The sequence below is a fragment of the Actinomadura sp. GC306 genome (genome assembly GCF_004348665.1).
GTDB lineage: Bacteria > Actinomycetota > Actinomycetes > Streptosporangiales > Streptosporangiaceae > Spirillospora.
Map to the genome: position 1 here is coordinate 19,533 of NZ_SMKM01000003.1, position 25,695 is coordinate 45,227.

The 25,695-nt window shown below is 69.7% G+C and carries 27 protein-coding genes; 15 read left to right on the top strand and 12 right to left on the bottom strand.

Annotation, left to right across the window (positions count from 1 at the left end):
• The first annotated feature begins 9 nt into the window (after positions 1 to 9).
• Complete coding sequence (locus E1200_RS00880) at positions 10 to 393, top strand: hypothetical protein (RefSeq protein WP_131949809.1); 384 nt, start codon at positions 10 to 12, stop codon at positions 391 to 393.
• A gap of 187 nt (positions 394 to 580) precedes the next feature.
• A complete protein-coding gene (locus E1200_RS00885; protein ID WP_131949810.1) occupies positions 581 to 1,090 on the top strand; it encodes a hypothetical protein in 510 nt (169 codons plus the stop codon).
• 186 nt (positions 1,091 to 1,276) lie between these two features.
• Here E1200_RS00885 and E1200_RS00890 read toward each other — a convergent pair whose 3' ends face one another.
• A complete protein-coding gene (locus E1200_RS00890) occupies positions 1,277 to 2,146 on the bottom strand; it encodes a class II glutamine amidotransferase (RefSeq protein WP_131949811.1) in 870 nt (289 codons plus the stop codon).
• Positions 2,147 to 2,245: 99 nt separating this feature from the next.
• Positions 2,246 to 3,667: a glutamate decarboxylase gene (locus E1200_RS00895; RefSeq protein WP_131949812.1), complete on the bottom strand. Its 1,422-nt coding sequence runs from the start codon at positions 3,665 to 3,667 to the stop codon at positions 2,246 to 2,248.
• A gap of 345 nt (positions 3,668 to 4,012) precedes the next feature.
• Between E1200_RS00895 and E1200_RS00900 the strand changes: the two genes are divergently transcribed.
• On the top strand, positions 4,013 to 5,011 hold the full coding sequence (locus tag E1200_RS00900) for a GAF domain-containing protein (protein WP_165950149.1): 999 nt from the start codon (positions 4,013 to 4,015) through the stop codon (positions 5,009 to 5,011).
• An 11-nt stretch (positions 5,012 to 5,022) separates the two neighbouring features.
• Positions 5,023 to 5,202: a hypothetical protein gene (locus E1200_RS00905; RefSeq protein ID WP_131949814.1), complete on the top strand. Its 180-nt coding sequence runs from the start codon at positions 5,023 to 5,025 to the stop codon at positions 5,200 to 5,202.
• Here E1200_RS00905 and E1200_RS33480 read toward each other — a convergent pair.
• Positions 5,174 to 5,323, bottom strand: coding sequence for a hypothetical protein (locus E1200_RS33480; RefSeq protein WP_165950148.1), 150 nt, complete (start codon positions 5,321 to 5,323; stop codon positions 5,174 to 5,176). The genes E1200_RS00905 and E1200_RS33480 overlap by 29 nt on opposite strands.
• 179 nt (positions 5,324 to 5,502) lie before the next feature.
• Between E1200_RS33480 and E1200_RS33485 the strand changes: the two genes are divergently transcribed.
• Both E1200_RS33485 and E1200_RS00915 read left to right on the top strand, forming a co-directional pair.
• On the top strand, positions 5,503 to 6,012 hold the full coding sequence (locus E1200_RS33485; protein WP_165950150.1) for a hypothetical protein: 510 nt from the start codon (positions 5,503 to 5,505) through the stop codon (positions 6,010 to 6,012).
• A 395-nt stretch (positions 6,013 to 6,407) separates the two neighbouring features.
• A complete protein-coding gene (locus E1200_RS00915; protein WP_131949816.1) occupies positions 6,408 to 6,866 on the top strand; it encodes a hypothetical protein in 459 nt (152 codons plus the stop codon).
• A gap of 179 nt (positions 6,867 to 7,045) precedes the next feature.
• On the opposite strand, the gene E1200_RS00920 is transcribed toward E1200_RS00915, so the two are convergent.
• The 4 genes from E1200_RS00920 to E1200_RS00935 all read right to left on the bottom strand — a co-directional run bounded on the left by E1200_RS00920 (position 7,046) and on the right by E1200_RS00935 (position 10,322).
• A complete protein-coding gene (locus tag E1200_RS00920) occupies positions 7,046 to 8,218 on the bottom strand; it encodes a cysteine desulfurase family protein (protein ID WP_131949817.1) in 1,173 nt (390 codons plus the stop codon).
• Positions 8,215 to 8,463: a hypothetical protein gene (locus tag E1200_RS00925; RefSeq protein WP_207933004.1), complete on the bottom strand. Its 249-nt coding sequence runs from the start codon at positions 8,461 to 8,463 to the stop codon at positions 8,215 to 8,217. Before E1200_RS00925 ends, E1200_RS00920 begins: the two co-directional genes overlap by 4 nt.
• 7 nt (positions 8,464 to 8,470) lie before the next feature.
• Positions 8,471 to 9,187 carry a VCBS repeat-containing protein gene (locus E1200_RS00930; RefSeq protein WP_131949818.1) on the bottom strand — a complete coding sequence of 239 codons (717 nt, stop codon included), beginning with the start codon at positions 9,185 to 9,187 and terminating at the stop codon, positions 8,471 to 8,473.
• Between the two features lie 139 nt (positions 9,188 to 9,326).
• Entirely contained in the window at positions 9,327 to 10,322 is a 996-nt protein-coding gene (locus E1200_RS00935; protein WP_131949819.1) for a helix-turn-helix domain-containing protein, read from the bottom strand.
• 551 nt (positions 10,323 to 10,873) lie between these two features.
• Here E1200_RS00935 and E1200_RS00940 point away from each other — a divergent pair.
• Positions 10,874 to 12,724: a glycoside hydrolase family 15 protein gene (locus E1200_RS00940; RefSeq protein WP_131949820.1), complete on the top strand. Its 1,851-nt coding sequence runs from the start codon at positions 10,874 to 10,876 to the stop codon at positions 12,722 to 12,724.
• Between the two features lie 219 nt (positions 12,725 to 12,943).
• Here E1200_RS00940 and E1200_RS00945 read toward each other — a convergent pair whose 3' ends face one another.
• Positions 12,944 to 13,321, bottom strand: coding sequence for an STAS domain-containing protein (locus tag E1200_RS00945; RefSeq protein WP_165950151.1), 378 nt, complete (start codon positions 13,319 to 13,321; stop codon positions 12,944 to 12,946).
• A gap of 191 nt (positions 13,322 to 13,512) precedes the next feature.
• On the opposite strand from E1200_RS00945, the gene E1200_RS00950 reads away from it, so the two are divergent.
• From E1200_RS00950 to E1200_RS00965, 4 genes are all read left to right on the top strand, one after another.
• Positions 13,513 to 13,821: a metalloregulator ArsR/SmtB family transcription factor gene (locus E1200_RS00950; RefSeq protein ID WP_243708278.1), complete on the top strand. Its 309-nt coding sequence runs from the start codon at positions 13,513 to 13,515 to the stop codon at positions 13,819 to 13,821.
• Positions 13,818 to 14,912: an ACR3 family arsenite efflux transporter gene (gene arsB / locus E1200_RS00955; protein ID WP_131949823.1), complete on the top strand. Its 1,095-nt coding sequence runs from the start codon at positions 13,818 to 13,820 to the stop codon at positions 14,910 to 14,912. Before E1200_RS00950 ends, arsB begins: the two co-directional genes overlap by 4 nt.
• Positions 14,913 to 14,991: 79 nt before the next feature.
• Entirely contained in the window at positions 14,992 to 15,423 is a 432-nt protein-coding gene (locus E1200_RS00960) for an arsenate reductase ArsC (protein WP_131949824.1), read from the top strand.
• Positions 15,420 to 15,623 carry a hypothetical protein gene (locus E1200_RS00965; protein WP_131949825.1) on the top strand — a complete coding sequence of 68 codons (204 nt, stop codon included), beginning with the start codon at positions 15,420 to 15,422 and terminating at the stop codon, positions 15,621 to 15,623. Before E1200_RS00960 ends, E1200_RS00965 begins: the two co-directional genes overlap by 4 nt.
• A 155-nt stretch (positions 15,624 to 15,778) precedes the next feature.
• Here E1200_RS00965 and E1200_RS00970 read toward each other — a convergent pair whose 3' ends face one another.
• Positions 15,779 to 16,663: a bile acid:sodium symporter family protein gene (locus E1200_RS00970; RefSeq protein WP_131949826.1), complete on the bottom strand. Its 885-nt coding sequence runs from the start codon at positions 16,661 to 16,663 to the stop codon at positions 15,779 to 15,781.
• Between the two features lie 492 nt (positions 16,664 to 17,155).
• Here E1200_RS00970 and E1200_RS00975 point away from each other — a divergent pair, with 492 nt between their 5' ends.
• From E1200_RS00975 to E1200_RS00985, 3 genes are read left to right on the top strand one after another with little or no spacing between them, the layout of a single operon-like run.
• Positions 17,156 to 18,619, top strand: a complete 1,464-nt coding sequence (locus E1200_RS00975) for a hypothetical protein (RefSeq protein ID WP_207933006.1) — start codon at positions 17,156 to 17,158, stop codon at positions 18,617 to 18,619.
• Positions 18,620 to 18,634: 15 nt separating this feature from the next.
• Complete coding sequence (locus E1200_RS00980; RefSeq protein WP_131949828.1) at positions 18,635 to 19,765, top strand: hypothetical protein; 1,131 nt, start codon at positions 18,635 to 18,637, stop codon at positions 19,763 to 19,765.
• Between the two features lie 4 nt (positions 19,766 to 19,769).
• Positions 19,770 to 20,369, top strand: a complete 600-nt coding sequence (locus E1200_RS00985; protein WP_131949829.1) for a TetR family transcriptional regulator — start codon at positions 19,770 to 19,772, stop codon at positions 20,367 to 20,369.
• A 72-nt stretch (positions 20,370 to 20,441) separates the two neighbouring features.
• Here the strand turns inward: E1200_RS00985 and E1200_RS00990 are convergent, their stop codons facing one another.
• Entirely contained in the window at positions 20,442 to 22,865 is a 2,424-nt protein-coding gene (locus E1200_RS00990; protein WP_131949830.1) for a PEP/pyruvate-binding domain-containing protein, read from the bottom strand.
• A gap of 27 nt (positions 22,866 to 22,892) precedes the next feature.
• Between E1200_RS00990 and E1200_RS00995 the strand changes: the two genes are divergently transcribed.
• On the top strand, positions 22,893 to 23,492 hold the full coding sequence (locus E1200_RS00995; protein ID WP_131949831.1) for a TetR/AcrR family transcriptional regulator: 600 nt from the start codon (positions 22,893 to 22,895) through the stop codon (positions 23,490 to 23,492).
• Between the two features lie 241 nt (positions 23,493 to 23,733).
• Here the strand turns inward: E1200_RS00995 and E1200_RS01000 are convergent, their stop codons facing one another.
• A complete protein-coding gene (locus tag E1200_RS01000) occupies positions 23,734 to 24,363 on the bottom strand; it encodes a TetR/AcrR family transcriptional regulator (protein WP_131949832.1) in 630 nt (209 codons plus the stop codon).
• A 209-nt stretch (positions 24,364 to 24,572) separates the two neighbouring features.
• Positions 24,573 to 25,319: an SDR family oxidoreductase gene (locus E1200_RS01005; protein ID WP_131949833.1), complete on the bottom strand. Its 747-nt coding sequence runs from the start codon at positions 25,317 to 25,319 to the stop codon at positions 24,573 to 24,575.
• Positions 25,320 to 25,695 lie beyond the last annotated feature (376 nt).

The following is a 25,695-nucleotide window of genomic DNA, read 5'->3' on the forward strand; positions in this document are numbered from 1 at the left end:
GGCCAGCTGGTGGTCGACATCAAGACCCATCCGCTGGCGTTCGTCTACCGCATCTGGTCGCCCGTGATCACGCTGAACGGGTACCGCGTCCACGGCAGGTGGGGGCCCAACGCGCTCCCGCTCCCGGCCGGCCACCACCACCTGGCGGTGCACATCCCCTACCTGCTGCCGCCCGAGATCGGGCGCGCCGAGCTGACCGTGCCGGTGGAGCCGGGCCGGCAGGTGCATCTCGAATACCGCGCCCCGATGGGCGCCTTCATGCGGGGCGCACTCGGCCCGCCGCCGCAGAAGTGGCCCGGCCTCGTCCTCATGTACGTGTTCCTCGGCGTGATCCTGCTCCTCACAGTGCTGCTGACGGTCGTGCTCGTCGCCGCGACGGCGAGCGGGGGCTGACCGGCGGCCGAGAAAGCGGCCTTCCACGGCGCCCGCCACCCTTCCGGGGCGGGCGGGAAGGCTGGGCGACACAGCCTTTCGTAACAGGAGCAGCTAACCGGCTCGACTGTTCCTCAATTCTTCCTTGGCGAGGGAATGCCACTCAGCCTTTCCCTTTCGGCCTATGATCTTGTGGGGAGGGGCGCCTATGAGTAATGCTTTTCTCCAGGGGGCGCGTCGGCTCGGCGCATCTGCGACGCTTTTTGTGCTGAGTGCGTTATGCGGCTGCTCGTGGGTGACGGCTGCGTCGTGCGAGGGGCGGGCGAGGCAGCCGCTGGACCAGTTGCAGGAGGCATTGCTTCCCTACCTCGACAAGTCGCACATCGCGTCGGTGGACCGGCACGACGGATGCGACTCGGGTGATGGCCCCAGCGTTACCGTGGTCTTCCGGCCCCGGGTGAGCAGGGATGACGGCACGCGCGGGCTGGCGGGGTCGCCGTGGACCCGGTTGCCACGGCCCCAGGCGCGCGAATACGAGCATCGCATCGGAACCGTCGTCTACCTCAGAACCCGCGAGAACCGGCGGATGGTCCTGGTGGCCGAGGGGCCCACGAATGCCGATCCCGAAGCCGGCCTATGGGTGTACTTCGACGACTCCGAGGCGCGGGCCGGGTACAGCTCCCTGATGAACGCCTCTGGCTCGTCAGGTCTGGTGTGACCAGAGCCGCGGCCAGGTGGGTGCGCAGGTAGAGGTGGTCGGCGTAAGAACTGCTCTCCTGTCGGCTTGGTGCGTTGGTGCGGGTGATGAGGAAGCCCGATGCGGTGGCGAGTATGTGGCTGTAGAGGTTGGCCGTCGTGCCGCCCGGTGAGACGGCCAGGAGTACGCGTGGCGCCGTCCGCCGATTCAGGTGGCCTGCTGCGATTCGGCCGCGTCCGGCCGCAGGTCCCCGAGGGTGAGCTGGTGGACGGGACGGTCCGGCAGGACGACGGTGCTGTCGATCCGCAGGTCGGCGCCTACGTGCAGCAGTTCGCCCGGCTGCAGGGGGCGCCAGCCGGGATGGTCGTCCATGCGTTCGCTCGCGATCACGACTGCCGGAGCATCGGCCAGGGAACTGGAGCGGACCCGCATGTGCCCGCCGGTGCCGCTGTGGTCCAGGTGCCGGTCGCCGTGGTGGCCGCCGTCCGGGCGGTCGAGGACGTACAGCCGGTGGGTGTCGGGGTAACGCAGGGCCCATAGCTCGTCGGCGGTGATCAGGACGAGGTTGAGGGAGTAGACGGGGAGACGGCCGGCGATCCAGCGCGCGGCCTGCTCGATTCCTGCGGCCACGTCTCCGTCGTGGTGGCCGATCTCGCGGGTGATCAGGGCGAAGAAGCGTTCGGAGTCGGTGTCCCCCTGGACCAGGGAGCGGTCCTGCCCGAGGTGGTCGTCGAGTTCGTCGAGGCCCTCGATGACGCCGTTGTGGGCGAACAACCGGCCGTGCTGCTCGAAGGGATGGGTGTTCCGCGGCTGTAGGCCACCGGTCGACGCGTAGCGGACATGCGCCAGGAAGGTCATGGATTCGGCTTCCTCGGCCTGAGCCGCGAACGCACGGTCCTCGTAGGCTGCGAGCGGCGCTTTATGGACTCGCACGGAGCCGTCCGGGGCGAAGTAGCCCAGTCCGGCGCCGTCCGGGTCGCGGTGGCTCTGGACGCTGAGGCTGTCAGGGGCGTCCAGCAGCCAGAAGGTGGCGTGGGTCCGTTTCGGGGCGCTGCTCAGGCCGAACAGGCGGCACATCGGCTTCCTCCTTCGATCCGCCGTCTACGGGCGGCTGGTGACGGGCGCAGCGGGCCTGGAGGGCGACCGCGCCGGCCGGAGGTGCTCCAGACGGACGGTTCAGCGGCGGCCCCGGTTCTTGGTCTCCGCTCCGTGGGCGAAGCCGCCGGCGTCGCCCGCGTCGCGCTGCGGCTCCCGCTGCTCGCCCAACCTCGGCAGAACGCGGCGCAGGTCGTCCAGGAGCAGGTCGGCGAGGTCATGGCTGAAGCCGTTGCGGACCACCACCCGCAGGACGGCCAGGTCACCGCGGTTCTCGGGAAACGTATAGGCGGGCACCAGCCAGCCGTTCTCGCGCAGCGCGGCCGACACGTCGAAGACGGTGAAGGCGTCGATGCCGTCGCGGATCCGGAAGGCGAAGACGGGCGTCTCGGAGCCGTCGGTGACCAGCTCGAACGGGTCCAGCCCGGCGATCTCGGTGGCCAGGCGGGTCGCGACGTCACGGCAGGTCCGCTGGACGCGGCGGTACCCGTCGAAGCCGAGCCGCAGGAAGTTGTAGTACTGGGCGACGATCTGCGCGCCGGGCCGGGAGAAGTTCAGCGCGAACGTCGGCATGTCGCCGCCGAGGTAGTTGACGTGGAAGACCAGGTCGTCGGGCAGTGCGTCCCGGTCTCGCCACAGCGCCCACCCGACGCCCGGCATGACCAGGCCGTACTTGTGGCCGGAGGTGTTGATCGACGCGACGCGCGGCAGCCGGAAGTCCCAGACCAGGTCCGGATCGAGGAACGGGGCGACCATGGCGCCGGACGCGCCGTCCACGTGCACGGGCACGTCCAGGCCGGTGCGCGCCTGGAGGTCGTCGAGCGCCGCGCAGATCTCGGCGACCGGCTCGTAGCTGCCGTCGAACGTGGAGCCGAGGACCGCGACGACGCCGATCGTGTTCTCGTCGCACAGCTCGACCGCCTCGCGGGCGTCCAGGTGGAAGCGGTCGCCCTCCATTGGCACGTACCGCGGCTCGACCTCGAAGTAGTCGGCGAACTTCTCCCAGCAGACCTGCACGTTGATCCCCATGACGAGGTTGGGCCGCTCGGCGGGCCGCCCCTCGGCCCGCCGCCGGTGCCGCCACCGCCGCTTGAGGGCCAGCCCGCCGAGCATCGCGGCCTCGCTCGAACCGGTGGTCGAGCAGCCCATGGTGTGCAGTGGGTCCTCGGCGTTCCAGAGCCGGGCCAGCATGTGCACGCACCGGGCCTCCAACTCGGCGGTCCGCGGGTACTCGTCCTTGTCGATCATGTTCTTCTCGGCGCACTCGGCCATCAGCCGCCCGGCCTCCGGCTCGGCCCAGGTGGTCACGAACGTCGCCAGGTTCTGCCGGGCGTTCCCGTCGAGCATGAGCTCGTCGCGGACGATCTGGTAGGCGGTGCCGGGCTCCATCTCCCCGTCCGGCAGCGCGTGGCGCGGGATTCGGATCGGTTCACGACTGAATATGGGATTGATCTGCAGATCTCGGGTTTCGCCGCCGCGATCACGCGTGTGGTGAACGGTCACGTACCTCTCGCCTTCTTCCGGGCCGCACCGCCGCTTCGCCGTCACTTCGCCGCTTCCCGGTCCCGGAGACCGCAACCCTCCTGGTCAGCGGGGTGGGTGGCGGCTGGAGCGTCCCCTGACACCTGCGCGTAAGCTCCTGTTATGTAACTCCGTCCCGCCGTGCGAGCTCCGCGCGGACGGGCGGAGCGCACCGCGATCGGGACGCTTGTCCGAGCGTCCGGTCGCACTCCCGGAGCGGAGGGCCTCGGCCCACGCCGCCGGCCGCACGACGCGCCGGCACCCCTGCCCAGTAGCGCGGCCACGGCACGATCGGGCGCCGCCATCGCGAGTCGGAGGATTCGGCCTGTGACGTCTCAGCCCCAAAGCCCGCCGAGGTCCCCGGCCACGCTGGTCGCCAAGGTCACCGCGCTGAACGAGATCGCCGACGAGCTCGCGGGCGAGTTCGATCCGTCGGCCGCGCTCGAATCCATCCTCGCCCGCTGCATTCGGCTGATGGCCTGCGACGCGGGATCGGTCTCCAGTGTCGACGAGGCCGCCTGGACCTACCGCAAGGTGGCCGACATCGGCGTCCAGTGCCAGTCGGGCCAGGTGTTCCCGCTCGACGAGGGCATGACCGGTGAGGTCGTGAGGCGGCGGACCGCGGTGTGGTTCGACCGCTACGACGACGTCAGGGGCGGACATCTCGACGCCGCCGACCGCGACGGCTTGGGAGCGACCATCGGCGTCCCGCTGGAATGGCGGGGGCGCGTCATCGGGGCGTGCGTGCTGTTCTCCCGCGATCCCCATCGCCGGTTCGGGCACGACGACGCGCAGCTCCTGGGCATGTTCGCCCGCCACGCCGCGGTGGCGCTGGCCAACGCGACGATGCACGCCGCGATCGAGGAGCACACCCGGCACCGGGCCGCCGCGGCGGAGCGCCAGCGCGTTCTCGCCGAGCTGGGCGACCTCCTGGCGCAGGCTTTCCGGGAGGCCGTTCACGAGATAGACGCCGCGGAGGAGCGCAAGCCGGCCGACGCCGGCGGGGAGCTGGAATCCGTGCGGGCCGCTGTCCAGGCGGCGTTCTCCGGCATCACCGCCAAAGTCCACGAACTGGCTTTCGTGGCGGAGGACGAGCGGGACCTCGACACGCTCCTCCGCAGCGAACTGGCGACACTGGAGGACATCCGTTCGCTGCCCACCGAACTCGTGGTGTCCGGCGAACCGGTGGCTCTCGAGCCCGCCGTCCTGCGCGACATCATGCGCGTCCTCCGCGAGGTGCTCGACAACATCGTCCGGCACGCCTCGGCGCGGAGCGTGCGGGTGCTGCTCGCCTACGCGGCTCGAACCTGCCGGACACCCGCCTGATCCTCTGCTCGATGGAGGGCGACGACATGTTCCCCGACCTCACCCGCATGCTGACCGAACCCGAGTTCGCCTTGCTGCACCACAGAGTGCTCATCACGACCGACCCGGTGTACCTGTCCCGCTGGACGAGCACTCCTCAAGTGGTCAGCTACCAACGCCGCTTCATGTTGGCCGCCGCCGGGGCGGCGTGATGGAGTACAGGTCCGGGCGCGGGTCAGGAGCCGGGGGCTCGCGGCGGAGGAGGTAGGTGTCCATGATCCAGCCCTTGCGGGCGCGGGCCTCTGCGCGGGCGGTGCGGATGCGGTCGATCACCGCTGTCCTTCCCCGGATCCCGCCGTCGCCGGCACGTCGCGCGGCCCGCGCCCGCCGCGCAGTCGCACGTTGCCCCGCGAGGTCAGTTCGATCACTCGCGGCCCAGCCCGCGGGCTTGTGTCACCTTGCGGACGCCCGGTGCCTCCCGGCGTTTCGGTGATGACGCACAATGGGGGAGTATGAGTGAACCGTGGGGGCCGCCCCCTCAGCAACCTCCGCCCGGCGGATACGGGTACGGGCACGGCTACGGCCAGCAGGGTCCTTATCAGGGGATGGGCCACGCCGGTGCCGGTCAAGGCCAGTTGGTGGTCGACATCAAGAGCCATCCGCTCGCGTTCGTCTACCGCATCTGGTCGCCCGTGATCACGCTCAACGGGTACCGCGTCCACGGCAGGTGGGGGCCCAACGCGCTCCCGCTCCCGGCCGGGCACCACCACCTGGCGGTGCACATCCCCTACCTGCTGCCGCCCGAGATCGGGCGCGCCGAGGCGACCGTACCGGTGGAGCCGGGCCGGCAGGTGCATCTCGAATACCGTGCGCCGATGGCCGTCTTCGTGCGGGGCGCGCTCGGTCCGGTGCCGCAGAAGTGGCCCGGCCTCGCCCTCATGTACGCGTTCTTCGGCATGGTCTTGCTCCTCACGGTGCTGCTGACGGTCGTGCTCGTCGCCGCGACGGCGAGCACGGGCTGACCGGCGGAGGGGAACCCGTCCGGCACCTCGTCCACCCCGGGCAGCGCCGGCCACGCCACCACGACCGGTACGAGGAAGGCGAGCACGGTCGCCGCCCACCGCGAGACCGTTAAGGCCCGTGGCGAGGAAGAGCCCGAACTTCTACGCCCGGTGCTCACCTCCGCGCCGTGGCCGTGCCCGCCGACAGCGTGCTCGCGGTACCTCCGAAGGGAACTATTGCGCGTCCCGGACTATGGGGTCGCGGCCGCCCGAGCGACCTGGCTCCCGGGCTCGTCGTCCCGGATACAGTGGCGCGTCCGCACCGGCATCTCACCGAAACGCACGACCTACCGAGGTACCTGTCAACCCACCGGGCGGTGACACCCGGCCTCACCCCAGCCCCGGAGGACACCTTGATGACCGATGTACCTGCCGTGCGGACACGCTGGCTCCGGCCATTAGCGATGACCTTCGCGCTGAGTACGGTCTCCGGTTGCTCATGGGCGGTGAGTGCGTCCTGCGAGGGCCGGGCAGAGGCGCCCCTGGACCGCCTGCAGGAGGCGACACTTCCCTATCTGGACGCGTCGCAGATCGCGTCGGTGGACCGGCACGACGGATGCGACTCGGGCGACGAACCGTCCTTCACCGTGACCTTCCGACCCCAGGTGAGCAGGGACGACGGCACCCGCGGCCTAACCGCGTCCCCATGGACCCGTCTATCACCCACCCAGGCACAAGAATACGAGCAGCGAATCGGAACCATCGTCTATCTGAGAACCCACAAAAGTCGCCAAATGATTCTGGTAGCCGAAGGCCCCACACACACCGACCCCAATGCCGCCCTATGGGCGTACTTCGACGACTCCCCTCCATGAAAAAATGCGCTGGACGCGACGCAGCCCGGACCCCTCTGCGCGGACGGGCCCGGAGAAGCGGAGACTGCCTCCGGGCCCCAGCGCTGCAGCATCTCGGACCTGCGCCCCGTGGTCGACAGGCCGTCGGCCCGAGCCAGTGGGTTCTTTTGAGGACCGGTCGTCAAACGCTGGTGTCGCGGTCAGCGCGCGGTGGCCGAGCCGATCAGTGCGGCCGCCGTCGTCACGTCGGCCTCGGTGCTCCAGCGGCCCAGCGACAGCCGCACCGCCCCCAGCGCCCGGTCGGCGTCCAGGCCCATCGCGGTCAGTACCGGTGAGGGCATGTGGGTGCCGCTGTGGCAGGCCGAGCCGGTCGAAGCCGCGATCAGCGGGGCAGCGGCGAGGAGATCATGCCCCCGGACACCGTCGATGCTGATGTTGAGGGTGTTGGGCAGGCGCTGCCGCACCGGCCCGTTGAGATGGAGCCGACCGGGCAGCGCGTCGGTCAGCCGCTGGTGCAGGTCGTCCCGCAACGCCGCGATGCGGGCGGACGCGCCGTTCGCCAGATCGTCGGCGGCGAGCCGGGCGGCCGTTCCGAGCGCCACGGCGAGGGAGACGTTCTCGGTCCCGGCGCGCAGGCCGCGTTCCTGCCCACCGCCGTAGACGACCGGCTCAAGCCGCACGCCGTCACGCACGTACAGCGCCGCCGTGGCCTTGGGCGCGTACATCTTGTGTCCGACGACGGTCAGCAGATCCACCCCGAGCTCCCGCACATCGATCGGGACCTTCCCGGCCGCTTGGGCGGCGTCGCAGTGGAACAACGCGCCGTGCTCGCGTGCGAGGGCGGCCAGCTCGGTGATCGGCTGCAGCGCGCCGGTCTCGTTGTTGGCGGCCATCACCGACACGAGCACCGTCTCGACGGTCAGTGCGTCCTCCAGCGCGGCCGGGTCCACCAGCCCCTCGCCGTCGACGGGTAGCACGGTGACCTGTGCGCCGTGAAGCCGCCGCAGGGCATGGCAGGTCTGCAGCACGGCCGGATGCTCGGTGGCCTGAGTGATCACATGCGGTCGCCCGGCGCCCGCGGCGAGGACCGCACCGCGCAACGCGAGCAGATTCGCCTCCGACCCCGAGGAGGTGAACACGATCTCCGCATCCCGCGCGCCGAGCAGAGCGGCGACCTGCGCGCGGGCTTCGGCCAGTGCCTTACGCGGCCCGATGGCATAGCCGTGGTCGCTGGACGGATTGCCGAAGAGGGTCGTCAGATGCGGCAGCATCGCTTCGGCCACCCGCGGGTCGACCGGCGTGGTGGCGTTGTAGTCCAGGTAGACGGGCCCGTCCGCGAGTCCCGGGTGCGCGGGTGGCGGGGTGTGGATCATGCCGGGTCTCCGGTTTCGGCGGGCGGTTCGGCCAAGCGCCATTCCACCATCCCGTCGTGCGGTCGGATCACGCGCCGGCCGCGATCACCCGGCAGCCGGGCGGCATCGTACGCGAGCACGCAGTACTCGCCGCGGCGGTAGACCACGATCTCGGCGTCCCCGGCCTCGGCGCGGGCACGCGACTTCCTCGCGGGTGATCTCCGCTCCGAAATACTCCTTTCGCCTCGGCCGTTGACGATGTGCACCCTTCTGTTACGAGTCTCGGAAGTAGAAGGTGCGGTTCTTGGGGCGGTAGACGCCGATTTCGTCATTTCCGTCATTGTCCCAGTCACCGACTATGGGTCTGTCGCCGGTGTTGCCGTAGAGGATGACGTTGCTGGTTCCCCAGCGGTGGAAGCTGCTGTTTTGAGTCTTGTAGATTCCGGGGTAGTGGCGTTGTTGGTCGTGCCATTTTCCGGTGATCGGAACGTCGCCGACGGTCCCGTAGGCGAGCGGAGGGTAGCCGCCCATGCGGTGGAACGTGCTGTTGCCGCGCTTGTACACGCCGATGTCGTCGGTTCCATTGCCGTTCCAGTCGCCGATGATGGGCACGTCGCCGACGGTCCCGTAGGCGATAGGGTAGACGGTCCCGCTGGCGTAGCGGAGATAGAAGGTGCTGTTCCCGGGCCGGTAAACGCCGACCTCATCGAAGCCGTCACCGTTCCAGTCGCCGGTGATGGGAACGTCCCCGGATCTGCCGAGGGTTATGGTCTCATCGGTGTGTTGGAAGTAGAAGGTGCGATTGCTCGGCCGGTAGACGCCGACCGCATCGAGGAAGCTGGTGAATGCGCCGATGATGGGCACGTCTCCGGGATTGCCGAAGGTGTAGGGAGGGCGGGCGGCGTGCGCCGGCGTGGCGAGCAGGGCGGTGGTCAGGGCGACGCCCGAAGTCAAGGCGACCAGGCGTCGCGGAGACGATGATCTGCGCACGATCTCTCCTACTGAATAGGGATTTCTGCCTCACGTGAGGCCGCACCGGATTTCTGACGCCTGAACTGGAGGCTTCAAGGTGCGTCGTCGCGTGTTGTGTACTGCTCCATAAGGATGCGAGTCGCGACCGGGCCCTGTCTTACGGATGGATGCACAGGTCTTCGGTCTGTGCGCACTGTTGGCGGAACCGGCTCGGTGAAAGGCCGTAGGCAGTGCGGAACACGTGGCTGAAATGCGTCGGGCTGGAGAATCCCCAGCGGGCGGCGATCGCACTGATCGGGTGGGCGGTCATCCGTGGCTCGGCGAGGTCGCGGCGGCACTGCTCCAGGCGGCGCTCGCGGACCCAGCCCGCGACGGTGTGCCCGTTCTCTTGGAAGAGTCTGTGCAGGTAGCGCAGGGAAATGTGATGTGCTGCGGCGATTGTCTCCGGGGTCAGATGGTCGTCACCGAGGTTCTTCTGGATGAAGGTGCGTATCTCGGCCATCAGCGCTCGCTGCCTGACCTGCGGTGGGACGGCGTCCTGGGCGTCGAGCGCATCGGCGAGTGCCGAGGTCACCACGTCCAGCGTGAGGGTGGACAGCCGGGCGGTGTCGGACGGGCTGAACTCGTCCATGTGGCGGGCAAGCCGCAGTAGGAATTGCGAGGACAGCGCGCCGATGCCCCGGTCGCCTGGGATGCGGACCGCGGTCAGACGCTGCAGATCCCGAGGCGGCACCGGCAGCAACGAACGATGAAACTGCAGGACGAGCACGCGGCCCTCCAGAGTTCCCGGCACGACCCCGGCCAGGTAGGGGCGCGAGCTGTCGAACAGGCAGAGATCCCCGGCCTGGGACTCCGCCCGCCTCCCGTCCTGCTCTCCCAGTACACCCGGACCCCGGACGGCGCAGGTCAACAGCAACGCCTCGGGATCCTCCCGCCGGATCAGCTTGACTGTGCGGTGGACCGAGTGCGGCATCGTGGTCATCACCGCCGCCCGCACGGGACCGAGATCGCTGAGGGCGACCCGAGCCCGGAAACCGCGATCCGTGCCCGGTTCGCAGCGTGCGTCGAGGGGCACCCAGACTTTCGAGCAGACTTCGCGCCAGAAGGCGAACCGCTCCTGCGGCGGGACCTCAGCGGTGCTGACCACGTCCATGACCTACCCCAGGCTCGACGACCGTGACGGTCATCCTCGGCGGACGCCTTCGTATCCGTCGTCCCACGCCGGGCGCAAATGCCACTACTCCCGCCGACGTAACCGCCCCACCCCGGCGCTCGACCGCAACCTCGCCCACCTCGGGCTGGGAGAGGCGCTCTACGGATACCCCCTCGACGGGCTGCGACAAGACGACGCCCGCGTGCCTGATGGTGGCGGCGACGGAGATCTCCGAGCGGTGGATCGGGCATACACCGCCGGTATTCGAGAACCAGACACCGTGGCAGGAGATTCACCGCTCCACGGTCGGGCAGCCGTCCGGACGGAGGCTGCTTGGAGGTCGCCACGGCCTATCAGGACCTTGTACACACCAAGGGGATTACCCGTGACTCGCACTGACTGCAACGGCACAATGCCGATCGCCCACTACGGGGACGGGCGCGAACGTCGACTACGCCCGCCACTGTCTCCGGGCAACGACATGCGGACGGGCGTCCACCCTTGATCACCGTTGAGCAGACATACCGCGGCCGCAGCCGCAGGAGGTGACCATGCTCGACCCCGACCCGCCGTTCCGCCCGGTCCGCCGGCCGGACGGCTATCCGCGGCTGGAGGATCTGGGCCTGATCGGCGACGGCACGACAGCGGCCCTGGTCGGCCTGGACGGCTCGATCCCGTGGCTGTGCCTGCCCCGCTTCGACAGCGACCCTCTGTTGTGCGGTCTGCTGGACCGCGAACACGGCGGGTCCTTCGCCTTGACGGTCGAGGACCTGCAGGAAGCCCGCCAGTACTACGAACCCGACACCGCGGTACTGGTCACCGAGATGCGCGGCCCGACCGGCCTGGTCAGGGTCACCGATGCGCTGGCCCTGCGCGCGGGCGCCGACCTGTCCGATGACGCGGGCGCGAGCCGGGGGGAGCTCGTCCGGTCCGCCGTCGTCCTGGACGGAGACGTCCGCCTACGAGCGGAGCTGCACCCTCGCGGCGGCGCGCGGACCCGCGCCCTCGCCAGCGGCCTGGAAGTGCAGGCGTCCGGCCGGCGGGACCTGCGGCTGCATCTGCGCTCCAACCGTGCGCTGAGCGGCCTGCACACGGTCCACGACCTGGCGAAGGGCGATCGACTCGATCTGACCCTGGCCTGGGGACGCGTCCACCGCCACCACCGCTTCGACACGGACGCGCTACTGCGGCAGACCGCCGAGGCATGGCGGCGCTGGATGCGGCACTTCGTCTACGACGGCCCGCAGGAGCCGCTGGTGCGGCGCGCCGCGATCACGTTGAAACTGTGCGACGACTGGACCAACGGCTCCCTGGTGGCGGCCCCCACGTCGTCGCTGCCCGCGCCCATCGGCGGCGTCCGGAACTGGGACTACCGCTACGCATGGATCCGGGACGCCGCCTTCACCGTCTTCGCGTTGCGCCGCGTCGGCTTCGAGGGCGAGGCCGACGGCTTCCTCGGCTGGGTCCTGGACGCCTTCGAGAACACGCGGCGGCCGCGGATCATGTACACGCTGGGCGGTGATCCCGTCCCCGAGGAGGTCCAGGACGCCGACTTGGAAGGCTACCGGCGCTCCGCCCCCGTCCGGTGGGGCAACGGCGCGGCCGACCAGCGCCAGCACGACATCTACGGCGAGGTCCTGGACTGCGCGGACCAGTGGCTTCGCACCGGCGGTGACCTCCATCCCGCGCTGTGGTCGGACCTGGCGCAGCTGGCCGAGACCGCCGCGGACGCGTGGCGCCAACCGGACCAGGGCATCTGGGAGGTGCGCAGCGAGGGCAAGATCTTCACCTACTCCGTAGGGATGTGCCAGGTGGCCCTGGACCGGGCCGCCGACATCGGGGAACGGTTCGCCCTGCCCGGACCTGTCAGCACGTGGCGCGCCGGCGCCGACAAGCTGCGCACGCTGATCCTGGAGCGGTCCTGGGACGAGGAATCGCAGTGCCTCAGCGAGCACCTCGACGGCGGCGGCGGATTGGACGCCAGCCTCCTCGCGCTGCCCCTGCGCAAGGTCGTCCCCGCCGAACACCCCCGGATGACGGCCACGACGGCGGCCATCGCCGAACGCCTGTCCGCCGGGGACGGCCTGCTCTACCGCTACCTGCACGACCATTCGCCCGACGGCCTGCCCGGCAATGAAGGCGCCTTTCTCCTGTGCAGCTTCTGGATGGTGGACAATCTCGTCCTGCAGGGCCGGATCGAGCAGGCGGAGGAGCTGTACGACTCATTGTGCTCCCGGGCCAGCCCACTCGGGTTGCTGCCGGAGCAGATCGACCCGTCGACGGGCACGTTCATGGGCAATTTCCCCCAGGCGTTCAGCCACATCGGCGTCATCGCCAGCGGCGTGACCCTCGCCCGAGCCCAGGCGGAGGAGAGAGCAGGAGCAGCGGATGCGCCAAAATGAACCCTACGAGATCGGCGCAGGCCCGGACCGTCAAGCTCCGCTCAGCGGAGGCGTCCTGCCGCCTGTCTGTTCGCCCGGCACGTCGCCCTCTCGCTCCCCGAGGCGGACACGCGGCTCCGGCGCCGACGAGATGGGCCAGAACCTGCTGCACCGCCGATCGAACGTCGAACCGCGCTGAACGACGCCGGGCGATCGCCGCGACCCTGTCCCGGCCGCACATCACGCCGGTTCGGGAGTCGCTCCCGGCACCTCGGGGAGGGCTTCGCAGACGCGCAGGTGCTCGTCCAGCCCGGCCCTGCTCACAAGGTCGGCCAGCCGGGCCGGCGGACGCAGCAGCACCAGTTCTCCACCGCACGCGGCGGCTCGTTTCCATAACCGGATGAACACGTTGATCCCCGAGGAGTCGCAAAAGCTGACCCGGGACACCTCCAGCGCGATCCGCGGCGGTGCCTCCCGCGCGATCAGCCCGGCGACCTCGTCGAGCAGTGCCGGAGCGGTCGCCAGATCCAGCTCTCCTGTCAGTTCGACGGTCGTCCACGGGCCGGCAGCCCCGACGACCGTGCTGAGCGTCGGCCCGGTCCCCGCGCTTTCTGACATCGCAGTCATGTCCTTCCGGCCGGAACAGCCTGGTCATGCCCGCAGACCGGCGGGCCATCCCGCGGCGCCTGCCTGGTTCCGTTACTGCCGGCGCGATCGACACCGATCCGGGCTGACATGCCGCAGATCGTCCCGGCGCCGTTCGCGCCGCTGCCGATCTCACGCGGAAGCTAACGTATCATCGCATCGTGATGTCAGTGGATACTGATGTATTGCGGGTCCTGGCGGATCCCCTTCGAGCGCGCATCGTCACACTGCTCGCCGGCGAGGCCCTGTGCACCTGCCATCTGGTCGAAGAGACCGGTGCCAAGCAGACCAACATCTCCAACCACCTGCGCGTGCTCAAGGACGCCGGGCTGGTGGAAAGCGAGCCCTGCGGCCGCTTCACCTACTACCGGCTACGCCCCGAGGCGCTGGACGCGCTCGCCGCACGGCTCGGCGACCTGGCGGCGCAGGCGCGCGCCAGCCGTGGCAGCGCGACCAGAAGGCCCTGCCCGTGACCGTCCGAACCCATGAGCCCCCATCGGAGCAGACGGAGAACCTCGCGGGGCGGCTGTCCACGCTGGACCGGTTCCTGCCGGTCTGGATCATCGCCGCCATGGCGGTCGGCCTCGGTCTCGGTCGCGCAGTGCCCGGCCTGGACGACGCGCTGTCCAAGGTGGAGATCGGCGGAATCTCCCTGCCGATCGGGCTCGGACTGCTGGTCATGATGTATCCGGTGCTCGCCAAGGTCCGCTACGACCGGCTCGACGCCGTCACCGGCGACCGCCGCCTGATGGTCTCCTCGCTGGTGCTCAACTGGCTGATCGGCCCGGCGGTGATGTTCGCGCTGGCCTGGATCTTCCTGCCCGACCTGCCCGAGTACCGCACCGGACTGATCATCGTGGGGCTGGCCCGCTGCATCGCCATGGTCATCATCTGGAACGACCTGGCCCGCGGCGACCGCGAGGCCGCCGCCGTCCTGATCGCCCTCAACTCGTTCTTCCAGGTCGTCGCATTCGGCGCGCTGGGCTGGTTCTGCCTCAAGGCCCTGCCCGGCTGGCTCGGCCTGCCCACCGACGACGTGCACTTCTCCACCGCCAAGATCGTGGTGAACGTCCTGGTGTTCCTCGGCATCCCGCTGCTGGCCGGCTACCTGACCCGCCGCACCGGCGAGAAGGCCCGCGGCCGCGACTGGTACGAGACCCGCTTCCTACCCCGTATCGGCCCCGCCGCGCTGTACGGGCTGCTGTTCACCATCGTCATCCTGTTCGCCCTCCAAGGGGACACCATCACCAGCCGACCCGCGGACGTCGCCCGTATCGCCGTCCCGCTGCTCGTCTACTTCACCCTCATGTGGGGCGGATCGTTCGCCCTCGGACGCGCCGTCCGCCTGCCCTACCCGCGCACCGCCACCCTGGCGTTCACCGCCGCGGGCAACAACTTCGAGTTGGCCATCGCCGTAGCCATCGGCACCTTCGGCGTCACCTCCGGCCAGGCACTGGCCGGCGTGGTCGGCCCTCTCATCGAGGTCCCGATCCTCGTCGCCCTGGTCTACGTATCGCTATGGCTGCGCCGCCACTTCACCCCTGAACCAGCGAGGACGAGGTGACCACCCCCACCCGACCAGACAATGGTCCCCGACTCCAACCGGCGCTCAGACGGCCGAACTCGACCCGTGAGGAACCCTGATGCCGGACAAGCCCAGCGTCCTGTTCGTGTGCGTTCACAATGCCGGACGTTCCCAGATGGCCGCCGCCTACCTCACCCACCTCGCGGGCGACAAAGTCGAGGTCCGCTCCGCCGGGTCGGCCCCCGCCGACCGAGTGAACCCGGCCGTGGTGCAGGCGATGGCCGAAGAGGGCATCGACATCACCGCCGAAACGCCCAAGGTCCTCACCACCGACGCCGTCCAGGCATCTGACGTCGTCATCACCATGGGCTGCGGCGACACCTGCCCGGTCTTCTCCGGCAAGCGCTACCTCGACTGGGAACTCGAAGACCCCGCCGGACAGGGCGTGGACGCCGTCCGTCCCATCCGCGACGAAATCCGCGCCCGCATCGAACAACTCGCCACCGAACTCACCACCGACCAAGCCGCCGAACACGATCCCCGCCGATGACCCCGGGTATCGCGGCCGCCACCTCGCGGCGCCTGCTGGAGGTCACGGCCGCGCTGCTGCGCTCCGGCGCCGCCGCAGTGAAGAACGAGAGCAGCGGCGTCGCGCACGGCCGGAACCGCTGGCTCGCACTGAGCGAGCAGGCGGCCGAAGCCCCGACCCCCGCGCCCAGGAGATCGAGGACGGTGCCGGCTTCCGCTTGACCGACGACGCTCCCCGCCACGTCCTCCGCACCGTCGCCTGCGACCGCTACGACGAGGACGATCTGTTCTTCAACCCCCATGGCTACATCCGCCTCACCCGCCCTAGCCGGTACCGCCGCCCGGCCGCCGGTCCCCGGTCCGGTGAGGAAGGGGAATCAAGCGTGAGCCTTCGTTTCCTCCCTGCCTGACGTGCCGGTGCGGGTGATGGAGAAGCCGAAGGCGGTGGCGAGGACATACATGACGATGCTGTAGACCGCGGCGGGGATGGCGACCGCCGTGCTGTTGAGGACGCTGAGGGCGATGGTCAGTGCGACGGTCGTGTTGTGGATGCCGACCTCCATGGAGGTGGCGATCGCCTGCTCCCGTCCGAGCCGGAACAGCCGCGCTCCGGTGTAGCCGAAGGTGAGGCTGGCCAAGCAGAACAGCGTGACCACGATCCCGACATCACGGACGTAGTCCACGATGTTCTCCCGCTCGCCGAGGATCGCGCCCAGGGAGACCGCGACCAGAACCACGATCGAGAAGATCCGCACCGGCCGATCGGCGGCGGCTGCGAAGGAGTCCGAACGCCCGCGCACCAGCATGCCGACGCCGACCGGCACGAGAACGATGCCGACGACCTGGACGACCTTGCCGAACTGGAGGCCGAGCGTGCCCTCGGCGTCGAAGAAGCCGATCGCCAGATTGGTGATAAGCGGGATGCTGACCGCGGCGAGCACCGAGTTGATCGCGGTGAGCGTCACGTTCAGCGCGACGTCGCCGCGGAACAGGTGGCTGAAGAGGTTGGCCGTCGTGCCGCCCGGTGAGGCGGCCAGGAGCATCACGCCCACCGCGACCAGCGGATCGACGTCGAATGCCACGACCAGGCCGAAGGCCACCAGCGGCAGCACGAACATCTGCAGGACGAGCGCGACGATCACCGCCTTCGGGCTGCGGGCCACCCGGCGGAAGTCGCCCGGGGTCAGCGAGAGCCCGAGCCCGAACATGATGATGGCCAGCGCCACCGGCAGCCCGACGGTGATCAATGCTGAGTCGTTCACGGTCTTCCTTCATGATCGGTGCTCCCGGTGGGGACGGGAGTCGTCCACTGGCCAGAGACGGCAGCGGGGCGGAGGGTATGGGGGGACGGTCGGTGCTTCTGGCGGTGAACAGGTAATTCGTGGTGAGTCGTCGGCTTTGCCTACCGCAAGTTCAGGTGCTTTGTCCACGCCCCAGCTCCACCGTCCCCGACCGCGATGCGGCAGGTGAATGGACCGGGTTCCGGATCTGACGGCCACAGGCAGCCGCCCCTCCGTGGCGATGAAACAGGCTCTAAAGCTGGACGGTCGCTCTCCATCTGCCGTCCGGTCAAAGCCCGAGGCTGATGGGACTCACGGAGTCTGCGAGGCGTTCTGGAGGCGGGTCAGGGGTTGACTCGCCAACCTGCGAATCATACATTCATCCATCATATGTATGAATGAAAGTAGGTCCGGATGCGGAGCAGCAGGGCCGTGGTACTCGGCGGCAGCGTGGCGGGACTTTGCTCTGCCGGAGTGCTCGCAGAGCACTTCGACGAGGTGGTCGTCCTGGAGCGGGACGAGCTTCCGCCGGACACGGAGCACCGCCGGGGGGTGCCGCAGGGCAAGCATCCGCATTTCCTCCTCAATTCCGGCCGGCGCGCGATCGGCGAGATCTTCCCCGGGTTCGAGGAGGCGCTGATCGCCGGCGGCGGGATGCATCTGATGCCGTCGATGGACGCGGCCTACTGCGAGAACGACGGCTGGGCCCCCCGCAAGTCCGGAACGATGACGATGGTCTACAGCTCCCGGGCGCTCATCGAACGGGTCCTGCGCGACAAGGTTCGCGAACTGCCGGCCATCGAGATCCGGGAGGGCGTGACCGTCACCGGGTTGCGGTCGACCGGGGGCGGCACCACGCACGGGCGCGTCGAGGGAGTCGAGTACCGCACCGCCCGCGATGACGAGGGCTACCTGGCCGCCGACCTGGTCGTCGACGCGCTGGGGCGCGGCTCCTCGGTGGTCGACTGGCTCGGCGCGGCCGGCTGGTCCGTGCCACCGGAGAAGACCCTCGACGCCAAAGTCACCTACATCTCCCGTTGGTACGATCTGCCTCCCGCCGACCGGCGCCCCGAATCGTGGTGGTGGAAGCACCTGGTCATCACGCCGACCCAGGACACCGGCGACCACCCCGAGGAGCACGAGTTCCTCAGCAACTTCTTCCCGATCGAGGGCGACCGCGCCATCGTGTGCATGGGGTCCTGGGGCATCCAGATGCCGCGCAAGACCGACGCGTTCGAGGCCGCGCTGACCCGTGTGAGGGCCACGACCTTCGGCCAGGCGGCGCGCGCGTGCACACCGACCTCCGAAGTGCACATGACTCGTTCGACCGGCAACAAGTGGCGCCGCTTCGACCTGCTCGACGTGCCACCGATCGGGCTGGTCTGCGTTGGCGACTCGATCTGCGCCTTCAATCCGTTCTACGCCCAGGGGATGAGTTCGGCAGCCCGCTCCGCGCTCATCCTCGGTGAGATGCTGCGCGGCCGCGACGCGATTGATCTGGCCTTCTTCCGCGAGTTTTTCGACCGGCAGAAGAAGTCCCTGGACGTGCCCTGGATGCTCGCGATGGCGCGCGACCAGGCCTACGACTTCGCGACCGGGAGCGAGGTCGCCGCCCCCTGGCGGCGCAGGCTGGTCGGGCGCTTCAGCTGGCCGATCTTCAACGCCATCAACGCCACCAGCCGCGAGGACGCCTACGTCGAGGAGACCTTCGCCCAGGTGTTCAACCTCGACAAGTCGCTCAAGGAGATGCTGACCGACCCGAGGTTCTGGTTCGGCCTCGCGCGCTACAAGGTGCGCCGGCGGCTCGGCCGCACGGTGGTGCCGGGCGGGTTCGACGCCCGGCGCGACCCGCCGGGCACCGACTTCACCGGCTACCGCGGACCGGGGCGTGCGTCCGCCAGTGGAGCCCGCCGCGGTGACGACCGCGTCGGCGCCTGACCCCGGAGGCGAGGAATGGACCACACCTGTGACGCGGCGGCCGCGCGTGTCGCCGAGGGACTCGGCTTCTCCTGCCGCGACGCCCATCCCGTGATCGACTTCCGCAACCCGCTCGGCCTCGAGAACGGCACCATGCCGGTCCTTGAGCTGCTCATCATCGGCGGGGCCGTGTTCGCGCTCGTCCACGCGTGGCGGCGGTGGCGGCGCGACGGCGATCCGGTCAACATCTCGCTGTGGTTCGCCTCGGTCGTGTACCTGGCCGTGATCGAGCCGCCGCTCTACTTCCCCGGCTGGTTCGGCCTGGAGGAGCACGTCGGGTTCATCTTCTCCCACAACGTGTTCACCGTGCAGTTCATGTACGACCGGCTGCCGCTCTACATCGTGGCCTTCTACCCCGCACTGTCGCAGCTCGCCTACGAGCTGGTCCGGGCCCTGGGCGTCTTCGCGCGGCGCGGCCCGCTGCTCGGTTCGATGGCGGTCGCGTTCGCCTGCCAGGTCTTCTACGAGATCTTCGACCACCTCGGGCCCCAGCTGAAGTGGTGGGCCTGGAACGCCGACAACGAAGCGATCAACCAGCCGGCGCTCGGCTCGGTGCCGATGAACAGCATGCTCCTGTTCGCGTCGGTCTCCTTCGGCGCCATGACCTACCTCGTCGTCCGCCTGGTCGGGGAAAAGGACGGCCGCGGCCCCCTCACCGGCGGGCGGATCGCCTGGCGTACCGTCGTCGCCGGTGCCCTGACCCCACTGGCGATGATCATCGTGAGCGCGCCCAGCGGCGCATTCCGCGGTGAGGACCGGCTCGGGATCCAGCGGGCCATCCTCAGCGCCGAGCTCGCCGTGGTCTGGATCGTCGGCCTCTTGCTGCTGGTGGACGCCTGGCGCGCGGTGCGCGCCGGCACGGTGCCCCCGGTGGCGTCGCCGCTGTTCGCGCGGACCTATCCGGCGCTGTACCTGGGCGTCCACGTCGTCCTGTGGCTGATCGCGTTGCCGGCGTACTTCGCGGCGACCAACGGCGTCACCGAGCAGGGCACGCCGACCGGCAGCCTGTGGTACGCCGGGCTGTGCACCGTCGCCGCGACCGGATTCATCCTGGTCGCGCTCCGTGCGATCAGGGCACGATCGGACGCGGCGCCTGTGCGATCCTAGGGCCATGGCGCGCCACGGCTGGGGAGGCCGGCCTCCCGCATCAGATGCCGAGGCCCGGCAGCGCATCATCGACGCGACCGCCCGCTGCGTCGACAGGCACGGCGTCACCAAGACGACCCTCTCCGACGTCGCGAACGAGCTCGGTGTCACCCGCCAGACCGTCTACCGGCACTTCGACCGGATCAGCGACATCATCGGTGAGGTCGCGGCCCAGGGCGCGGAGTCGTTCGTCGATCAGCTGATCGCCCACCTCCAGGGGATCGGCGATCCGGCCGAGGCCGTGGTCGAGGGCATGGTCTTCTGCGTGCGGACCATCCCGACCGAGCCGCGGCTGAGCCTGGTGCTGCAACTCGGGGACTCAAGCGCCTTCGGTCGCGGCGCCACCACCGCGGACACCATCGCCTACGGCGCCGAGATGCTGCAGCGCTTCCCCGTCGACTGGGCCGCCGCCGGCATCGGCGAAGACGACCTCAACGGGCTCGCCGAGGTCATCATGCGACTCCTGACATCGCTGTTGCAGCACCCGAGCCGGCAGACGCAGGACGAAGCCCGGCTCCGCGCCCTCCTCGACCGCTGGCTGGCCCCCGCGATCAACAAGGTATGAGGTCCCCCCCCGGAGCCTCGCCATTGGCCGCGTGCCCAGTCGGAGTCGCCGCCGTAACCGCCGCCGACGTGGCTAGCGAGAGGCGGAAGAGGACGGAGCGAGGGTGCGGTTCAGCAGCGTCACAGTGCCGCGGTCGCCGTCGACCCGGACCCGGTCGCCGGTGCAGAGCACGCGGGTGGCGCCCTGGGTGTTGACCACGCAGGGCAGGCCGTACTCGCGGGCGACGACGGCGCCGTGGGAGACCGAGCTGCCGATGTCGGTGACGAGCGCGGCGATCAGGGTGAAGTACGGCGTCCAGCCGACGTCCGTCACGGGCGCGACCAGGACCTCGCCGGGATGCAGTTCCCGGGCCTGCGCGACCGTCGTCGCGACCCGGACGGTCCCCTCCACGACCCCGCCGCACGCGGGACGGCCGACGATCACCCCGTCCTCGATGCCCTCCGGGGGCTTGGGCCGGGTCGGAACGGGCTTGCCGACGGAGACGTCCGGGAACTCGAGCCGGGCTTGGAACGGAAGCGCCGACCGCCGCGCCGCGGCACGGTCGATCAGGTCCCGGACGTCTCCGGTACCCACCAGTGCCGGCAGCTCCGACCTGTCGAAGAAGAACACCAGGTCCGCATCGGGCAGTCGCCCGGCTGCAGCCAACCGCTCGCCCAGCAGGCGGTAGCCGCGGCTGAGCAGGTAGGCGACCATGACCATCCGAGACTTGGTCGCCTCACGTCCGCGTGCCCCGGCCTGCGCCATGCGGGCCATCGCCCGCACCGTCCGGGAAACGCCTTCCTGCGGCGGTGCCGGAGTCGGGCGGACGGCGTCGCCGGCGTTCAGGCGGGCACGGAGCATGGCCTGCATGATCGTGCCGAGACCGTCGGGGTCGTCCCGCCATGACCGGTCCCGCATGCACAGCTCCCGGTAGCCCCGGTGGCCATGGCGCCGCAGAAACTCGTGGAATGCGCGACTGATCGGACCGGTGCCTCCGGTCAGCCAGGTCACGGCCTCGGCGGCATCCCGTTCGAGGAACGCCTCGGCCGCCGCCGGGTCCCCGGCCAGGCGGCCCACCACGTCGTCCAGCTGCTCCAGCATGACGGCGCTCTCGACGTCGGCGGCCCCGGCCATCATCGCGGCGGCCCGGGAGCGGCCCTCGTCCTCACTCCGGCCCGCACGGGTCGCTTCGCGCATCACCGTCTGTTCGAGCACGTTCGCGGCGACGGCGGACCGCGAGGAGGACCGGACGTGGGTGAGCGTGGCCTCGTTGTAGAGCTCGATCCCCGCGTCGAGCTCGGCGAGCAGGGCCGCCGGCTCCGCCGCGGACGGCGCCTCGAAGCGGGCCAGTTCCCGGTCCAGACGGCGGATCGCGTGCCCTGCCGAGAGCGCGAAGGCCGTGAGCCGGACGGTGTTGACCAGGCGGCGGGCGAACGGCTTCGGCGGCTTCGGCACCAGCTCGTCCACGACCCTGCCCGCGATCGAGAGCGAGTACTGCTCAAGGGAGTTGCCGAGGATGCCCGAGCTCAGAGCCGTGCCTTCGGTCATGTTGAGGAACAGGTGACCTGAGAAGTAGCCCAGCTGCAGCCAGCGGTCCTCCCGGTAGGTTTCCTGGAAACCGGCGGCGACCTGGACCAGCTGCATCGCGTACTCGATCGCCCGGCCGCTGACGGACGCGGTGAGCGGGCAGAAGGCACCCGGCATCATCTCGCCGATGTTGCACCGGGTGTAGACGTGGTCCTCGCCCGCGACCGTGGTGTCCATCTCGCTCAGGTCCCCGGGCAGGGTGGTGATCGGCCGTGCCTGCAGCCAGCGGATCTCGCCGGTCCGGTCGATCGCCCACTCGAGGTCCAGGGGCATCTCCCACCGCGCCTCCGCGGCGCGCGCGCCGGCGACGACGGCCATGACCTCGTCATCGGTGAGCGCCGGACTCGACGCGATCTGCCGATCCATGATCTTCCCGGCGCGGTCGACCTCGTAGTGGTCCGAGCTCGCGGAGCCGTCGACCAGCGACTCTCCCAACCCGGGAACCGCGTCGACCACGCAGATGTCGCGCCGTCCGCTGGCCGGATCCGCGGTGAACACGACACCGGCGGCGCGCGCGTCGACCATTTTCTGGACCACGAGGTGCATCGGGCCGGCCACCCCGGCGCCGGGCCGGTAGGCGGCTGCTCGCTCCGTGGACGCCCCGGCCGCACAATGCCGGATCGCGGCGAGGAGTTCGTCGTACCCGTTCACGTCCAGGACCGTCTCGTACTGGCCGGCGAAGGAACTTTCGAGGCCGTCCTCGCCCGAAGCCGAAGAACGCACCGCGACCGCCCCGGCCGAGGCGGCCATCCGGGCGTGGCGCGCTTCGAGATCGGCGGGAAGGCCGCCGGCGTCGGCGTTCGCGATGATAAAGGCGGCGGGCACCGGGAAACCGGCGGCGGCCAGCTTCGCGAGGCCGAAAGCCTTCCCGCCGTACCTCGCGTCGATGACGTCCGACAACTCGACGAGCTCACTTCGCGGCTGCTGCACGGCAGTTACGTTACACTTTGCTCGGAAATGAACAACCCCACCGGAAGGCCGCGTGACGCCCGCATCGACGGCGCCGTCCTGGACGCCGCCGCCGAACTCCTGACGGAGGTCGGCTACGCCGAATTGACCGTGGCCGCCGTCGCCGACCGCGCCGGCACGTCCCGGCCCGCCGTCTATCGACGCTGGCCCGGCAAAGCCCACCTCATACACGAGGCGACCTTCCGGGACAGCGTCACCACCGGCCCCCTGCGGACCGGCTCGTTCGCCGAAGACCTGCGCGAACTGGTGCGGCGGATCGCGGAACTCCTGACCACCCCACTGGCCCGAATCGCCGTCCCCGGCCTGCTGGCCGAAGCCGCGACCGACCCGGTCCTCCACCGGCGCATCCTCGAGCGGTTCTCCGCCGAGGGCTGGCGCGGCCTGGACGCCGACCTCGCCGCGGCCGTCGAGCGCGGAGAACTGGACGCCGATGTCGACACGGTCGTGATCCTGGAGATGATCATCGGCTCCGCCCTGGCCGCGATGCTGATCAGAGGGCCTGACGGCCTCACCGCGGACTGGGTCGACAAGACCGCCCGCATCCTCCTCAACGGTGTGAGGCCCGCGGATCGTCCGGCAACATCCTGACGATCTCCGAACAATCGCTACCAGGATCTTCGGTGAGAGCCCGCAGGACCGGTGCGCGGTGCGGTCGCGGATGGGCATCCTGGCACCGCGGGCAGGGCGTGCTGGGCCTCGACGAGATCCAAGATCCCTAGACCGGAGCTAGTGGACGCCACATCAGGGGGCAGTGTGGCTCGTGGGGTGTCGGGTACCTCGGCGTACTGCTGCGGGGGCGGGTCCGGAAACCGTCCCGCCAGGGGGACGACTAGGACTGGTTGTAGCTGAAGAGCGTGCCCCGGATGAGCAGTTTCACGGCGCTCACCGTGGCGTGGTAATCGCTTGGTGAGGCGGCTGCGTGGGTGTACAGGCCCCGCATGAGCGCCAAGATCGCGGCTGAGGCGTTCTCGACGTCCACGCCGGGCCCCAGTCCGCCCTCCCGATCGGCTTGCTCGATGATGCCGACCATCACATCATTGAACGAGGCGTAGATCGTGTCGCTCTCCTCGGCGAGATGGAGGTGCGCGGCGCTCTCCGCCCGGATCGCGCGGTCGAACGCCGCAGCGTACGGGTACTCGTGCATCAGCTGATCGCTCTCGTCGAACACGGCCATCAGCTTGTCCATGACGCCGTCGGCCCCGTCCGCCGCGGCGGACAGCCGGGGGACCGTGATCCTGGAGATCTCGACGAACGTGGCCTTGATCAGCTCGGACTTGGTGGGGAAGTAGTGGTACAGGCTGCCGCTGGTCATCGCGGCGGCACGAGCGATCTCGCGGATGGTCGCGCGAGAATAGCCGACCTCTGCCACGCACCGCATGGTGGCCTCGATAATGCGCTGCCGGGTCTCCTCGCCCCTGGCGCCGGCCGGCCGGCCGAGAATCGGCCGACTGACCGACATGGCTGTCTCCTGGAAGCTCGGCTGATGAGTCTCGATCCAAGCTTCTCATGCCTGGGAGGCCCGGGCTCCAACCGCCGAGGCGCTGGACGGAGGTGATCGGGGCCGCCGAGGTGTAGTGATCATGGGCGGCGCTGATCGACCGGGTCGCTCAGTGCTCACGGGTCGTGCCTGGGGAAGTCCGTCCGCCCTACCGGGACGATGACCGGTCGTCAGCTTGCGGTGAGGCCGTTGTCCAGGGTGTAGATGGCCCCGGTCACCGAGCGGGCATCGTCGGAGGCGAGGAACGAGAACAGGGCTGCGACCTCTTCCGGCTCTGCCAAGCCGCGCATTCCGGCCATGCGGCGCGCCAGGTCGCCATCGATGTCGGGCGGGAACGTCGTCTCCGATGCGATGTTGGTGTTGGTTCCCGCCGGAGCGATGGCGTTGATTCGCAGCGGCGTCTTCAGGAACTCGACGGCGAGCGACCGGGTGAGCTGTACTAGCCCGCCCTTGCTCATGCAGTAGGCGGCAGAGTACGGCACGCCCTGGAGACCGGCGTTGGATGCGATGTTCACGATGTTGCCGCCGCTCTCCAAAAGGTGGGGAATGGCGGCCTGGGCCAGGAAGAAGCAGGCGTCGAGATTGACGGCCATCACCCGCCGGTACTGCTGAAGGGCCATCTTCGCGGTGTGCTCGGCCACGTAGATGCCGGCGACGTTGCCCAGCACGTCCAGCCGCCCGAGTTCGCGGACGCACGCGGTCACGGCCTCGGCGCACGCATCCGGGTCGCCGACGTCGGACCGGCGGACGACCACCGTGCCCGTCGCGAGCGCCCGCGTCTCTGCCAGGCCGCTCTCATTGACGTCGAGGGCGAGCACCGATGCGCCCTCGCCGGCGAGCCGGATGGTGACGGCCCTGCCGATGCCGGATGCGGCGCCGGTGATGAGCGCGACCTTGCCTTCGAACGGCGCTGTCATTGCCGCCGCTTCTCCTTCGTGCCGTAGGTCGGGGCCGTCGATGCCCCGGATCGGCGCCCTCCAGCCTTGACGCGATCGTTAGAGAGGAACATACTCCGCTGTGAGAGTCAAATTCTCGCCATCGACACTGGCGTTGTCGGGCGATGCTGCGCCTCTTCTGGGATCGCGAAGACGGAACCTGCGGGGGGCGGGGCGTGGCGCGCCCGGGGCTTGAGGGTCGTCGCCGGCCAGGACCCGGAACTCCGGGCCCGGGGGCCGTGGTGCCAGTGGGTCGCTGAGCCGTCCGGTACGTGAACACAGGCCTTGACAGGGTCATGATGTGACATCGATCATAAATTGATCGCTTGATTGATTCGTGCCATCGAAAGCGGGCGGG

Bases quoted from the DNA above. Each gene is read 5' to 3' on its own strand.
- E1200_RS00985 (WP_131949829.1), top strand. From the start codon at position 19,770: ATGGCGCGCCACGGCTGGGGAGGCCGGCCTCCCGCATCAGATGCCGAG.
- E1200_RS00960 (WP_131949824.1), top strand. From the start codon at position 14,992: ATGCCGGACAAGCCCAGCGTCCTGTTCGTGTGCGTTCACAATGCCGGA.
- E1200_RS33485 (WP_165950150.1), top strand. From the start codon at position 5,503: ATGAGTGAACCGTGGGGGCCGCCCCCTCAGCAACCTCCGCCCGGCGGA.
- E1200_RS00885 (WP_131949810.1), top strand. From the start codon at position 581: ATGAGTAATGCTTTTCTCCAGGGGGCGCGTCGGCTCGGCGCATCTGCG.
- E1200_RS00915 (WP_131949816.1), top strand. From the start codon at position 6,408: ATGACCGATGTACCTGCCGTGCGGACACGCTGGCTCCGGCCATTAGCG.
- E1200_RS00905 (WP_131949814.1), top strand. From the start codon at position 5,023: ATGGAGGGCGACGACATGTTCCCCGACCTCACCCGCATGCTGACCGAA.
- E1200_RS00920 (WP_131949817.1), bottom strand. From the start codon at position 8,218: ATGATCCACACCCCGCCACCCGCGCACCCGGGACTCGCGGACGGGCCC.
- E1200_RS00945 (WP_165950151.1), bottom strand. From the start codon at position 13,321: ATGTCAGAAAGCGCGGGGACCGGGCCGACGCTCAGCACGGTCGTCGGG.
- E1200_RS00935 (WP_131949819.1), bottom strand. From the start codon at position 10,322: ATGGACGTGGTCAGCACCGCTGAGGTCCCGCCGCAGGAGCGGTTCGCC.
- E1200_RS00940 (WP_131949820.1), top strand. From the start codon at position 10,874: ATGCTCGACCCCGACCCGCCGTTCCGCCCGGTCCGCCGGCCGGACGGC.
- E1200_RS00995 (WP_131949831.1), top strand. From the start codon at position 22,893: ATGAACAACCCCACCGGAAGGCCGCGTGACGCCCGCATCGACGGCGCC.
- E1200_RS00965 (WP_131949825.1), top strand. From the start codon at position 15,420: ATGACCCCGGGTATCGCGGCCGCCACCTCGCGGCGCCTGCTGGAGGTC.
- E1200_RS00980 (WP_131949828.1), top strand. From the start codon at position 18,635: ATGGACCACACCTGTGACGCGGCGGCCGCGCGTGTCGCCGAGGGACTC.
- E1200_RS01000 (WP_131949832.1), bottom strand. From the start codon at position 24,363: ATGTCGGTCAGTCGGCCGATTCTCGGCCGGCCGGCCGGCGCCAGGGGC.
- E1200_RS01005 (WP_131949833.1), bottom strand. From the start codon at position 25,319: ATGACAGCGCCGTTCGAAGGCAAGGTCGCGCTCATCACCGGCGCCGCA.
- E1200_RS00890 (WP_131949811.1), bottom strand. From the start codon at position 2,146: ATGTGCCGCCTGTTCGGCCTGAGCAGCGCCCCGAAACGGACCCACGCC.
- E1200_RS00950 (WP_243708278.1), top strand. From the start codon at position 13,513: ATGTCAGTGGATACTGATGTATTGCGGGTCCTGGCGGATCCCCTTCGA.